The following is a 12,567-nucleotide window of genomic DNA, read 5'->3' as shown; positions in this document are numbered from 1 at the left end:
CCCCAGAGCATCCCTCCAGCCGGGAGGCTGCACAGATTAAGCCATGGGATCAGGCACCGTGAAAGCGACCCAAGTGACAAGAAAAAATAAAAAATGACAACGAGATTTATCAATGAAAAGAATGCTAATTAACGCAACTCAAAAAGAAGAGTTGCGTGTTGCTTTGGTTGATGGTCAGCGCCTATATGATTTAGATATCGAAAGCCCTGGTCATGAATCGAAAAAAGCAAATATCTACAAAGGACGTATCACTCGCATCGAACCAAGCCTGGAAGCGGCTTTTGTTGACTACGGTGCAGAACGACACGGTTTCCTCCCTCTTAAAGAAATTGCCCGCGAATACTTCCCTGAAGGTTACACATATCAAGGCCGTCCAAGCATTAAAGAAGTGCTGACTGAAGGCCAAGAAGTGATCGTGCAAGTGGAGAAAGAAGAACGTGGTAGCAAGGGCGCAGCTCTTACTACCTTTATCTCTCTTGCGGGTAGTTACCTTGTTCTTATGCCAAACAACCCTCGTGCAGGCGGTATTTCTCGCCGTATCGAAGGCGACGAGCGTACCCAACTTAAAGCAGCTCTAAGCACATTAGAACTACCACAAGGCATGGGTCTGATCGTACGTACTGCGGGTGTTGGTAAGAGCGCTGAAGAGTTAGAGTGGGACTTAAATGTACTGCTAAACCACTGGGGCGCCATTAAGCAAGCTTCTGACGCTAATGCTGCACCTTTCTTGATTCACCAAGAGAGTAACGTGATTGTTCGCGCAATTCGTGACTACTTACGTCGCGACATCGGCGAAATCCTGATCGACAGTAACACCATTTACGAGCGCGCTCTAGACCACATCCGTCTAGTTCGTCCTGATTTCGTAAACCGTGTGAAGAAATACGATGGCGAAGTACCGCTATTTAGCCACTACCAAATCGAAAGTCAGATCGAATCTGCGTTCCAACGCGAAGTTCGTCTGCCTTCTGGTGGCTCAATCGTTATTGACCCAACTGAAGCGCTAACCTCTATCGATATTAACTCTGCCCGCGCAACTAAGGGTGGCGATATTGAAGAGACAGCACTAAATACCAACTTAGAAGCGGCAGAAGAGATTGCTCGTCAACTTCGTCTACGCGACTTAGGTGGTCTTGTCGTTATCGACTTTATCGATATGACGCCAGTACGTCACCAACGTGAAGTTGAAAACCGTCTACGTGATTCTGTTCGCATGGATCGTGCACGAGTACAAATTGGTCGAATTTCTCGTTTTGGCCTATTAGAAATGTCTCGTCAACGTCTAAGCCCATCTCTGGCTGAAGCGAGCCACCACATCTGTCCACGTTGTAGTGGTACGGGTGTTGTGCGTGACAATGAATCTCTAGCGCTATCTGTACTTCGTTTAATCGAAGAAGAAGCACTAAAGGACAACACAGCACAAGTATTGGCTGTAGTGCCTGTGCCTATTGCCTCATACCTACTTAACGAAAAACGTCGTTCAGTTAACCATATTGAGCGCATCCAAGAAGTTAAGATCACCGTTGTACCAAACTCAGATATGGAAACACCGCATTTCGATGTGATCCGTGTTCGCGAAGGCGAAGAGTTTGATCTACTGTCTTACCTACTTCCGACTAAGCTTGAAGCGATGAAAGAAGCGGAAGGTAGAGAACCAGCCGTAGAAGCAGAAGCGAAACCGAAGAAGATTGAAGAGCCAGCTCTGAAAGGCTTTGCGTCTCCGAGTCAGTCTGCTCCGGCACCGGCTAAGCCAGCACCTAAATCGGTAGAGAAGAAATCAGAATCTCAACCTGCGCAAGACGGTATGATTACTCGCTTGTTTAAAGCACTAGGCAGCTTCCTATTTGGTTCAGCCAAAGAAGAAGAGAAACAAGAAGAGCAAAAACCGAAAGATCGCCGCGAAGGCAATCGCAACAACCGCAATCGCCGTAACCGCAATGACAACCGTCGCCGCGGCAATCGCGATAACCGTGACCGTGATGACAAGCGCGATAATAAGCGTAAGAACACACGTGACGATGCGACTGACTCGAAGCCAAACGATCGCAAGCAACAAAATCGCAAGCCTAAGCAAGATCGCCGCAACAAACGTGACGATGCTAAGCCAAGCAAGGTTGCCGAAGAAGGTCTAAAGCTAGCCGCCGACGCGCAGCAGGACGACAAGCCTCAAGAGCGTAAAGAACGCTCTCAAGAGAAAGCCGCTAAGGTGAAAGAGCGCCGTCAGCGTCGTAAGCTTTCTAAGCAAGTTCGCGTTAAAGACCAAGCGGCTAACGCTCAAGCTAACGAAGAAGCGAAGCAAGTTGCAGTAGAAGCGAAAGCAGAAGCTGTAGCAGAAAAAGCGCTAGACACAGAAGCAGAAAACGCTGAGGAGCAACCTAAGCAACGTCGTAACCGTCGCTCTCCTCGTCATCTGCGTGCAAGTGGTCAACGTCGCCGTCGCGGTCGTGATCGTCGCCCTAACCCATTCCGCCTACGTAAAGGTGGTGTAGCTTCTCCAGAGATGGCAATGGGTAAAGTAATGCCAAGCTACGGTATCACTAAGCCTGCTCCTAAGCAGAAACCTAAAGCAGAGCAAGTTGAGTCAGTCGAGACAACAACAATCGCTTCACTAGGTGGCTTTGCTTGTCCTGAAATGGCAATGGGTAAAGTGATTGTACGTCGTGAGCAACCAACTGTTGAAACACCTGTAGAAGAAGCCGTTGTAAAAGAAGCAGTGGTAGAGCAACCTGTTCAAGCTGAAGCGGTACAGCAAAACGTTGTGCCTGAGCCAACGCCTGTTGAAGTTGAGGCTAAACAGCAACCTATCGTCGAGGAACAAGCTGTTGTTTCTCAACCTGAAGTTGTCGCTGAAATCAAGCAGGAAGAAGTGGCTGTAGAGCCTTCTGAAGCTGTTGCTGTAACTAACACTAAAGGCTTTGCTTCTGCACCAATGGCAAAAGCACCTGGTAGCACAGAGATGAAAGACATCACTGTCAACGCAGCACCATTGAAACAAGAGCGTTATGCCTCTCGTGGTGCTGGTAGCCAAGTTGCAAGCAACCAAGCAGGCGCGGCAATGACTAAACCACAGTTTTAGTCATATCCAAAATTGAAAACGGCCTCTCTGTGAGGCCGTTTTTTTATGCCACCAACCCCATTTCGAATTGATATCAAAATGCTAACAGCCTGTTGTATAAATTGTTAGCCGCCATTTATCACAAATATTAGTCAAAGCCAGTATCAATCTTGAACTTAGTCACACTTTTCGGTAGCATGCGCCGACTCGACCTGAATTATAACACTCGTCTCTTCTGCTCTTTTACATTGCATTTTTGCTCGGCAGAGACTAAACGTCATTCAGAACACTTTTAAACACTTAGCCAAACTGAGCCACTATGTTTGAATTTCCGCAATTTTCTAAACACTCGGTAAAGAACGATGTGCTGTCCGGCCTGACCGTAGCACTTGCTCTCGTTCCTGAAGCCGTCGCATTCGCTTTCGTTGCAGGTGTAGACCCTATGGTCGGTCTTTACGCTGCATTTATCGTTGGCCTTATCACATCCATCTTTGGTGGCCGTCCTGGTATGATTTCAGGTGCGACAGGCGCAATGGCTGTCGTGATGGTTTCACTGGTAGCATCACATGGCGTTCAATACCTATTCGCAGCTATTATGCTCGCGGGTATTCTCCAAGTGTCCGCAGGTCTATTCAAACTGGGTAAGTTCATCCGTATCGTACCGCATCCAGTAATGATAGGTTTCGTTAACGGTCTTGCGATTGTTATCTTCCTCGCTCAGTTAGGACAATTTAAAGCGCCGGACATCAGTGGTGTGCTTACTTGGCTACCTCAAGATCAAATGATGCTTATGCTAGGCCTTGTTGCCCTTACTATGGGTATCATTCACTTCTTACCTAAATTCACGACCGCTGTACCGTCGTCACTGGTTGCTATTGTTACCGTAACTGCATTGGTTGTTGGCCTAGATTTGGAAACACGCACAGTTGTTGATTTCCTACGTACTATGTCGGGAGATGAAGCTGCAACACTAGCAGGCTCACTGCCAACATTCTCAATCCCTGCAGTACCGCTTACGCTAGAGACGCTGCAAATTATTCTGCCATACGCCATCATTCTTGCGGCTATCGGTTTGATCGAGTCTCTACTAACTTTGACAGTACTGGATGAAATGACCAATACTCGCGGTCAATCTAACCGTGAGTGTGTCGGCCAAGGTATGGCAAACATGACCTGTTCAGTGTTCGGTGCCATGGGTGGTTGTGCGATGATTGGTCAGTCGATGATCAACGTAAACTCAGGTGGTCGCGGTCGCCTGTCTGGTATCGTTGCTGCCGTTGCGCTACTGATGTTCATCCTATTTGCTTCATCGCTTATCGAGATGATCCCACTGGCAGCACTTGTTGGTGTTATGTTCATGGTGGTTATTGGTACGTTTGAATGGGCAACGTTCAAACTTGCACGTCGCGTACCAAAGCAAGATTTCTTCGTTATCGTTCTCGTTACAGTTGTGACTGTACTGACTGACCTAGCCATTGCCGTTTTCGTTGGTGTGATTACATCTGCACTGATGTTCGCATGGCAACACGCTAAGCATATTTACGCTGACACACGTACCAATGAAGAAGGCTCTAAAGAATACAAAATCCACGGCCCAGTATTCTTCGGCTCTGTGGCAAACTTCTTAGAGATCTTCGACGCGCACGGCGATCCAAGCGATGTTATCGTAGACTTTGCCGATTCTCGAGTTACTGATCACTCAGCAATCGAAGCGATTGAAACACTGGCAGAGCGCTATTCGGCACAAGGTAAGACACTTCACCTGCGTCACTTAAGCCCAGACTGTCGCAAGCTACTCGATAAAGCAGGCAGCTTGGTTGAGATCAACGTTAAAGAAGACCCAAGCTACAAAGTTGCTACTGACGTTTTAGCGGGTTAACAATACCAATCTAAATAAAAAAACGGGCTTCCAATTGGAAGCCCGTTTTCTTGTATGCTGTATTTCTATAGTAGCTTATTCAGTTTCTCACCAAACAACTCCAGACGCCAACTTTGCATTACATCAGGCAATTTAGCTGGATCTCGATCTTTCTTCCACACCCAACTTATCAGCTGATTGAGCTGCTTTTTAGACGCTAGAAACTCGGTTGCCAATCCACTTGACTGAGAAGCACGTTTAACTTCATCTTTAAGCACTTTAAACTTCTGCTTATAGCCAGGTAGATCCATTAGGCGTTCAATTTTTTCAGGATAGTCATCAGCAGGCGTCTTCTGTGCCGCTTTAACAATAGAAATAATGCGCGCGCTGTGACGTTGTACAGAGCGGTAATCCATTCCCTCTTGCTCCATTTGCTGACGGTTTTGAATACCTAAGCGGGCAACAGTAAGCAGGTCATTCTCTTTGAACACGAAGTTAAGCGCCAAATCACGACGTAGCGCCTCTTTTAAGCGCCAAGTGGCTAAAGGCTTAAGAATGGCTAGCTCTCGCGGTTTGAGTTGCCATGCACCTTTCACGTCCAAATACGCACTATCTGGATTCACCGTTCTTACGCGCTTAGAAGCAATTAAATCACTCTCTTGTTGAGCCGCTTCCCACCAGCCAGCTTGAGTAATTTTCTCAAATAGTTGCTCATAAAGTGGTTGAAGATAGTAAACATCAGCCGCGGCATAATCGAGCTGCTTATCGCTCAGCGGTCTTGCTAACCAGTCAGTACGAGATTCACTCTTATCAAGTTCAACGCCTAAATACTCATTGACCAAAGCAGCAAAGCCGGTCGATAACCCATGACCTAAGAACGCGGCCATGAGTTGAGTGTCTACCATTGGGTAAGGCAGACAACCAAAACTGTTATGGAAGACTTCCAAATCCTCACCACAGGCGTGTAACACCTTAAGTACCGAAGTATCTTTCAGTAAAGCAACAAATGAAGTCATATCTTCAATAACCGTTGGGTCAATCAAAGAGAGTGTTTCGTCATCATACAACTGGATTAAGCCCAGCTGGGGGTAGTAGGTTCTCGTACGGACAAACTCTGTATCCAGCATCACAACATCGGCTTCTCTTGCGCTTAGGCACACAGCATCGAGCTGTTCTGACTGGGTAATAATCTGATAATTCACTAATTTCTCACTATGAGCAATGTGTTATACCAATCTAAACAAGTCTCTGATCATCTACTTATCCAGATTGGTATTAGCAATAAAAATGCCGACTGGTTTAGTCGGCATTCTATCATCAAACAGTTAACGTTGCTTAACTCTGGTTCGCTTACTTAGATTTAGACAGGTTAGCGTCATTCTCTTCACGTAGAACACGGCGTAAGATCTTACCAACATTGGTTTTTGGCAAGTCCTCTTTAAACTCAACTAGCTTAGGTACCTTATAACCCGTCAGGTGTTCACGACAGTGGGCAATGATCTCTTCTTTGGTTAAGCTTGGATCGCGCTTAACGACGTAAATCTTAACCAACTCACCTGACACTTCATGTGGTTGACCGATAGCCGCTACTTCTAGCACCTTACCATGTAACGCCACCACATCTTCGATCTCGTTTGGATAGACGTTGAAGCCCGACACAAGAATCATATCTTTCTTACGATCAACGATATGAATCATGCCGTCTTCATCAAACTTAACGATATCACCCGTCGATAACCAACCTTCTGAGTTAATTACCTCTTTAGAGGCTTCTGGACGCTGCCAGTAACCTTGCATCACCTGAGGACCGCGCACTTGAAGTTCACCGACTTCGGTATTCGCAACCGGGTTACCTTCATCATCCACGATACGAACTTCGGTAGACGGTACTGGTAGTCCAATTGCACCTGTATAATCCGTCAAGTCATATGGGTTACCCGTTACCAATGGTGAGCATTCTGTTAATCCATAACCTTCAAGCAAGTGAATACCTGTGGTTTTTTTCCACTGCTCTGCAACGGCACGTTGCACCGCCATACCACCACCCACAGAAAGTTTAAGTTTACTGAAATCAAGCTCATGAAAATCTTCATTGCTTACGAGCGCATTGAACAAGGTGTTTACACCCGTAATTGCCGTAAATGGGTATTTCTGTAACTCTTTAACAAAGCCAGGAATGTCACGGGGATTAGTAATCAGTAAATTCTGCCCACCCATTTCAATAAACAACAAACAGTTAACCGTTAAGGCAAACACGTGATAAAGCGGCAACGCAGTCACCACCAGTTCACGCCCTTCAGACAAAACAGGTCCATAAGCACCTTTTGCTTGTAGAACGTTTGCAATCATATTGCGATGAGTCAGGATCGCTCCTTTAGCAACACCTGTAGTACCGCCTGTATACTGAAGGAAGGCAATGTCGTCCCCCGACATGAAAGGTTTCACGTACTGTAAGCGGCGGCCTTTGTGGAGCGCTTTACGCATTGAAATAGCGCCTGGCAGATCGTACTTAGGTACCATACCTTTAACGTACTTAACCACGAAATCAATGACAGTACCTTTGGCACGTGGAAGCATTTGACCAAGGCTAGTCAGTATCACGTGTTTAACCGGGGTCTTATCAACGATCTGCTCTAGCGTGTTGGCAAAATTCGATACGATAACAATCGCTTTCGCCCCCGAATCATTTAGCTGATGCTCAAGCTCACGCGGCGTGTATAGCGGGTTGACGTTTACCGCAATTAGGCCAGCGCGTAAAACACCAAAAAGTGCCACTGGGTATTGCAGTAAGTTAGGCATCATCAAGGCAACACGATCACCTTTTTGTAACTTTAAGTCGTTCTGTAAATAGGCCGCGAATGCTCGGCTACGCTCTTCCAGTTTGCGGAATGTCATCACCGAACCCATATTGACAAAGGCCGGTTGGTCAGCGAATTTTTGAACCGACTGTTCAAACATTTCCACTAGTGATGGGTACTTATCTGGGTCGATATGCTCTGGCACACCTTCTGGGTAGCGTGATAACCAAGGTTTATCCACGGTAATACTCCTCGAAATTAGCTGGCTGTCATCAAAGTGAATAGCTCTATTTTGTATGTCGCCTATTACAGCACAGGCCAAGCCCTTGAGCACGAAAGTCTCAAACACTTGTTTAAATTTTGTTAACTAAGCCAAATATTAGACTAGATACTCTAGAAGGAGTTTGCAGATGGCAATGATGACCACCTTCGATCATCTCAAATCGAGTAGATTCAGAAGCATCATGCTGCACAGACTGCAAATAAGAAAAGCCGTCTTCACCGAGTATGACAAGCTGAGGGCAAGTCACCTGTTGGCGGAACGTTTCTGCGTGTTCAAAAGACATGCGATAGAGAGACTGGCTTTGCAACTTAACATCATGTCTCCAAACCCATCCAGACTGATGGTTTTCAAGTCCACGAAGCACAATTGGCGCAATCAGTTCAGCGTCAATTTGATTGACCTTTGCTCGCCGTTGAATAGCTTCATGTTCAGATCGCATTACACGAGTAGGCTTTCTACGAATCCTTTGCCGAGCTAACACGCCTTCACGTAAACGAGAAACCGTATTGTGCGCTTTTTCAGCCAAAGGTCCGTATCCTTCTATCTGAACTAAGCCACTGACTTGTTCAGGAAAGGCGGCACTATAGCAACTTGCAATCAAAGCACCAAGCGAATGACCGACTAACACCAGTCTGTTTGGCGATAAGTTAGCCAAAAGCTGATAAATGTCGTCTATATAGTCATGAAATGGATAGAAATTGCACGCATCTTTGTGGCTAGAAAGACCATGACCCGGTAGATCAATTGCACATAAATGCCACTCTGGATTAAGACGATGTAAGTCTTGCATCACTGAATCAAAGCTAGCCGCATTGTCGAGCCAGCCATGCAAAAAAACGACCGAAATATCGGCCGTTTCACTGTGTCCATATTCGATTGTCGCAATATGTCCTATGGAGATATCACGTTTACACTCATTGCGCATTATTTCACTTCTTGAATGACTTTACCCTGTCTGGTGCCGTAGCGAAAATCTCGACAGTAGAGTCCGTGGCACGGATAGAAGTAGCTGTCGATATCCTGAACAATGACGCGCTCTTCAATACGCCACAAGTGGAAACCACTTGCCTTCATAACAGGAAAATCGTAGGAGTAATCGCCGACTTTTCCTTGCTCTAGACCTTGGCTCTCACCGAGTAGAGAGATCAATCTACCCGTCGATAATGCGACCGGATCGGCAAAGCCATCAACATAAGCAACAAAACGACCTTCAGGCTCTTGGTTTATATCTGGTTTGCCAGACGAGCTGATGGGCAGATTAACCACTTCAATACGAGTCTGATCTTCTAGGTTGGTCACGCTAGCGATTAGACCACCAAGTCTAACTTGAGATGCGTCTTCACCGACCGACTGCCAGATTTGATAATCAGTAATCAGATTAGGGTCTTCGGATTTTAGATTTTCAGGCAGAGAACTACAGGCAGAGAGAGAAAGCGCACCAACTAAAGCAAGTAGGAACCTAACAGTTCGTTGAGACATAAGGCTATAAATTACGGTTAACTTAGATATAAATATCGACACCCAGCATTTGCGAAAGTTCCTCGCGCTTAGCTTGGTGCATCACGTCCATATACTCTTCCATTGCTTTACGGCTGCGACCTTCAGGAAGATCATATTGTACTTGAGCACGATGTATCTCAGACTCACTAACATGACGGATAGAGTGAGCAACCGCGTTGGCCACCTTGGTTGGTTGGCTAACCGGTGACTTATCTTCAGATTTTTTTACCTCACTCTTTTTGTTTGCTTTGTTGGCCTTATTAGGACCGGGCAGCGAAGGAGGTAATCCGTTGATTGAAACCATACTATCCGTCTATGTGTTAATGGGCCTATGGGGCCTATTCTCTGCCCGGAAGCTTTTTCCAAGCGACTGTATCACGAAGGTAAACTGGACTCGCCTCTTCTGCATCCACGGTATTGCCTTGCAGAAACTCAAACTTAGCCAGCTGAACGATATCTTGCGCATCAGGGAACAAAACATCACTCTTATCAGTACTGAATTTAATACCTTCGAGTTGGTTCGCATAGGCTTCCCAACCTGTACCTGCTGTCAACCACACATGCTCATCTGCAACGCTATTGTCCGAAACAAGCTGCGGTGGAATGACACACTCTGTATCAATAGATTGCCAAGTGCCATCTTCTTGACGAGTAAATCGCCCCCAATAAACTTCACTCATTCGGGCGTCAATCGCTGTTGCTACATAGCTTGAGCCATGTTTTCGATAAGCCCCTTGCGCCATTGCTTCCAGCGTTGAAACACCGATCATGGGAAGATCTGCACCAAATGCTAAACCTTGTGCAATACCGATGCCAATACGTACACCAGTAAAGCTACCAGGACCGCGACCAAATGCTAGCGCGTTAAGGTCAGCGAGGCTAATTCCCGCTTCTTTCAGCACTTCATCAACCATTGGAAGCACTTTCTTGGTGTGGTCACGAGGTGCCACTTCACTGCGCACGTAAACTTTGTCGTCAACTAAAAGAGCAACTGAGCAGTTCTCAGTTGCTGTATCTAGAGCAAGGATCTTTACACTCATTGATATCTCTGGTTTTGGTCTGTTTTGAATATTTGCGGCTTGCCGTTAATAGCAAGCCACTGATTAGATTATTTATGTTCAAGAAAATCCTGCACTACAGCTAAATCTCGCGTGCGAGGAATGGGTGGTAGACTCGCAAGAAAAACACCACCATATTCGCGGGTCACCAGTCGATTATCACAAATAATCAACGCCCCTTTATCTTTCTTATCTCGAATCAATCGCCCTACCCCCTGCTTTAACGTGATAACCGCATCTGGGATTTGTACCTGAGAGAACGGGTCACCACCTTTTAGCTGACAATCTTCAATGCGCGCTTTTAATAGCGGATCATCAGGAGCGGTAAAAGGTAATTTGTCGATGATAACACAGCTCAAGGCGTCACCTCTAACATCAATCCCTTCCCAAAATGCGCCAGTGGCAACTAACAGAGCGTTGCCAAGCTCCATAAATTCAGCCAACGTTTTCTGTTTGCTGGTTTCACCCTGCATCAAAACCGGAACACTCAGCCTCTGTCTGAATCTCTCACTGAGCTCTTTCATCATGCTATGAGAAGTGCAGAGGAAGAAACAGCGGCCTTGATTTTGCTCAATCACAGGAGTAAGCATGTTTACGAGCTTGTCTGCCATCCCCGGACTATTAGGTTCAGGTAGATATCTAGGTACGCATAGCCTAGCTTGGTTGTGATAATCAAATGGGCTTGGCAGCGACATTTTCGCTTTAGGTGTCAGCCCCAAACGAGAGGTGAAGTGACCAAAATCGTCGTTTACCGCTAAGGTCGCAGAAGTAAATATCCAAGCACCTTGCTTGAGTTCGATCTGCTCGTGGAACTTCTCCGCTACGCTCAGAGGTGTGATGTGTAGGCTAAAGTGGCGCGGCGTGGTTTCATACCAGTAGGAATAGCCGGTAATCGATACATCGCATACTCGATCGAGGCGCGCTTTAATTGTATTCGCTCGCTCAAATGCACTATCAAGCAGTTGGCTACGCCCCAATGCTAACTTAATCACTTCAAGCACGAAATCGAGCGAGTCTTCTAAGCGCCTTAACTCTCGACCAATTGATGGAGATGTAATGGCCTCGCGCCAATTACCACGAAAGCCAGGCTCGCCAAGCACTATTCTCAAGTCCATAGCCGTTTGAAGGAGTTTCTCGCCCGCTTTTTGCAGCTGACGCATATCTTTGACTTCAGTGCGGTAGGCAATTTCAATGTCTTTACACAGCTCTTGAATCTGCCGACTTGAAAGCGACTGGCCGAAGTACTGGCTAGCTATGTCAGGCAGTTGATGCGCCTCATCAAATACAAACACTTCTGCTTCTGGTATCAGCTCACCAAACCCTGTCTCTTTAATCGCAAGGTCGGCCAAGAATAGATGATGGTTAACCACTACCATGTCGGCATCCATCGCCTTCTTTCGAGCTTTAAGTACAAAGCACTCTTGATAACTCGGGCACTCTTTACCAAGGCAGTTCTCGTTGGTTGATGTAATGGTTGGTATAACAGGGCTATCTTCGGCAATCGCGTCGCAGTCACCAAGATCCCCGGTTTTAGTTTCTGATGACCAACTACGTACTTTAACCAGTTGGCTTAGTAAGGTGGGATCAGCGGTTTGGTTGTGGCTCTCAACCATTTGACGACTCAGGCGATCTAAGCAGAGATAGTTGGCGCGGCCTTTGAGCAGCGCAACTTGACCATAAAAACCAAGCGCATTGGTCATGAGAGGCAAATCGCGGTGAAACAACTGCTCTTGTAGGTTCTTCGAGCCGGTACTGATGATAGTTTTTTTTCCGCTCAACAACGCGGGAACTAAGTAGGCGAAAGTCTTCCCTGTTCCGGTGCCGGCTTCAACCACCACTTGGCCTTGATTTTTGATCGCGCTAGCAACCGATTCAGCCATATCAAGCTGAGCTTGGCGTGGTTGAAACCCGGGGATGGCTTTACCCAAAGCCCCCTCGGAGGAAAAGATCTTTGAAATCATGCTCAGCAGAGAATTGATAAAAGGGAGAAGATTATGGCAGTTTTTAATACCAGT

General features: G+C 46.5%; 9 protein-coding genes. 2 read left to right on the top strand and 7 right to left on the bottom strand.

The window, feature by feature from the left end; translation table 11 throughout:
- Window positions 1-112 precede the first annotated feature (112 nt).
- Both rne and QTO00_RS06165 read left to right on the top strand, forming a co-directional pair.
- Window positions 113-3,076, top strand: coding sequence for a ribonuclease E (rne, locus tag QTO00_RS06170; RefSeq protein WP_331423683.1), 2,964 nt, complete (start codon window positions 113-115; stop codon window positions 3,074-3,076).
- A 298-nt stretch (window positions 3,077-3,374) separates the two neighbouring features.
- Window positions 3,375-4,934 (top strand): SulP family inorganic anion transporter, encoded by a 1,560-nt coding sequence (locus tag QTO00_RS06165; RefSeq protein ID WP_331423681.1) that lies wholly within the window; start codon window positions 3,375-3,377, stop codon window positions 4,932-4,934.
- A gap of 65 nt (window positions 4,935-4,999) precedes the next feature.
- Here the strand turns inward: QTO00_RS06165 and rnd are convergent, their stop codons facing one another.
- The 7 genes from rnd to QTO00_RS06130 form a co-directional block, all read right to left on the bottom strand.
- Window positions 5,000-6,115 carry a ribonuclease D gene (gene rnd, locus QTO00_RS06160; RefSeq protein WP_331423680.1) on the bottom strand — a complete coding sequence of 372 codons (1,116 nt, stop codon included), beginning with the start codon at window positions 6,113-6,115 and terminating at the stop codon, window positions 5,000-5,002.
- 148 nt (window positions 6,116-6,263) lie between these two features.
- Entirely contained in the window at window positions 6,264-7,952 is a 1,689-nt protein-coding gene (gene fadD, locus QTO00_RS06155; RefSeq protein ID WP_331423679.1) for a long-chain-fatty-acid--CoA ligase FadD, read from the bottom strand.
- A gap of 112 nt (window positions 7,953-8,064) precedes the next feature.
- The gene (locus tag QTO00_RS06150) at window positions 8,065-8,919 is read right to left on the bottom strand and encodes an alpha/beta hydrolase (RefSeq protein WP_331423678.1); all 855 of its coding nucleotides are present in this window, start codon (window positions 8,917-8,919) and stop codon (window positions 8,065-8,067) included.
- Window positions 8,919-9,473 (bottom strand): Slp family lipoprotein, encoded by a 555-nt coding sequence (locus tag QTO00_RS06145; protein WP_331423677.1) that lies wholly within the window; start codon window positions 9,471-9,473, stop codon window positions 8,919-8,921. Before QTO00_RS06145 ends, QTO00_RS06150 begins: the two co-directional genes overlap by 1 nt.
- 22 nt (window positions 9,474-9,495) lie before the next feature.
- Entirely contained in the window at window positions 9,496-9,798 is a 303-nt protein-coding gene (locus tag QTO00_RS06140) for a hypothetical protein (protein ID WP_038206907.1), read from the bottom strand.
- Window positions 9,799-9,832: 34 nt separating this feature from the next.
- Entirely contained in the window at window positions 9,833-10,534 is a 702-nt protein-coding gene (gene tsaB / locus QTO00_RS06135; protein WP_038206903.1) for a tRNA (adenosine(37)-N6)-threonylcarbamoyltransferase complex dimerization subunit type 1 TsaB, read from the bottom strand.
- Between the two features lie 68 nt (window positions 10,535-10,602).
- Window positions 10,603-12,513: an ATP-dependent DNA helicase gene (locus tag QTO00_RS06130; RefSeq protein WP_331423684.1), complete on the bottom strand. Its 1,911-nt coding sequence runs from the start codon at window positions 12,511-12,513 to the stop codon at window positions 10,603-10,605.
- Between the last annotated feature and the right edge of the window lie 54 nt (window positions 12,514-12,567).

Origin of the sequence: Vibrio sp. M260118 (genome assembly GCF_036533755.1) — a bacterium.
Lineage (GTDB): Bacteria > Pseudomonadota > Gammaproteobacteria > Enterobacterales > Vibrionaceae > Vibrio.
This window is presented reverse-complemented; position numbering and strand designations above follow the sequence as displayed.

Excerpts from the sequence above, each read along its gene's own strand:
- rne (WP_331423683.1), top strand. The coding sequence starts at position 113 with ATGAAAAGAATGCTAATTAACGCAACTCAAAAAGAAGAGTTGCGTGTT.
- QTO00_RS06165 (WP_331423681.1), top strand. The coding sequence starts at position 3,375 with ATGTTTGAATTTCCGCAATTTTCTAAACACTCGGTAAAGAACGATGTG.
- QTO00_RS06150 (WP_331423678.1), bottom strand. The coding sequence starts at position 8,919 with ATGCGCAATGAGTGTAAACGTGATATCTCCATAGGACATATTGCGACA.
- QTO00_RS06145 (WP_331423677.1), bottom strand. The coding sequence starts at position 9,473 with ATGTCTCAACGAACTGTTAGGTTCCTACTTGCTTTAGTTGGTGCGCTT.
- QTO00_RS06140 (WP_038206907.1), bottom strand. The coding sequence starts at position 9,798 with ATGGTTTCAATCAACGGATTACCTCCTTCGCTGCCCGGTCCTAATAAG.
- tsaB (WP_038206903.1), bottom strand. The coding sequence starts at position 10,534 with ATGAGTGTAAAGATCCTTGCTCTAGATACAGCAACTGAGAACTGCTCA.
- QTO00_RS06130 (WP_331423684.1), bottom strand. The coding sequence starts at position 12,513 with ATGATTTCAAAGATCTTTTCCTCCGAGGGGGCTTTGGGTAAAGCCATC.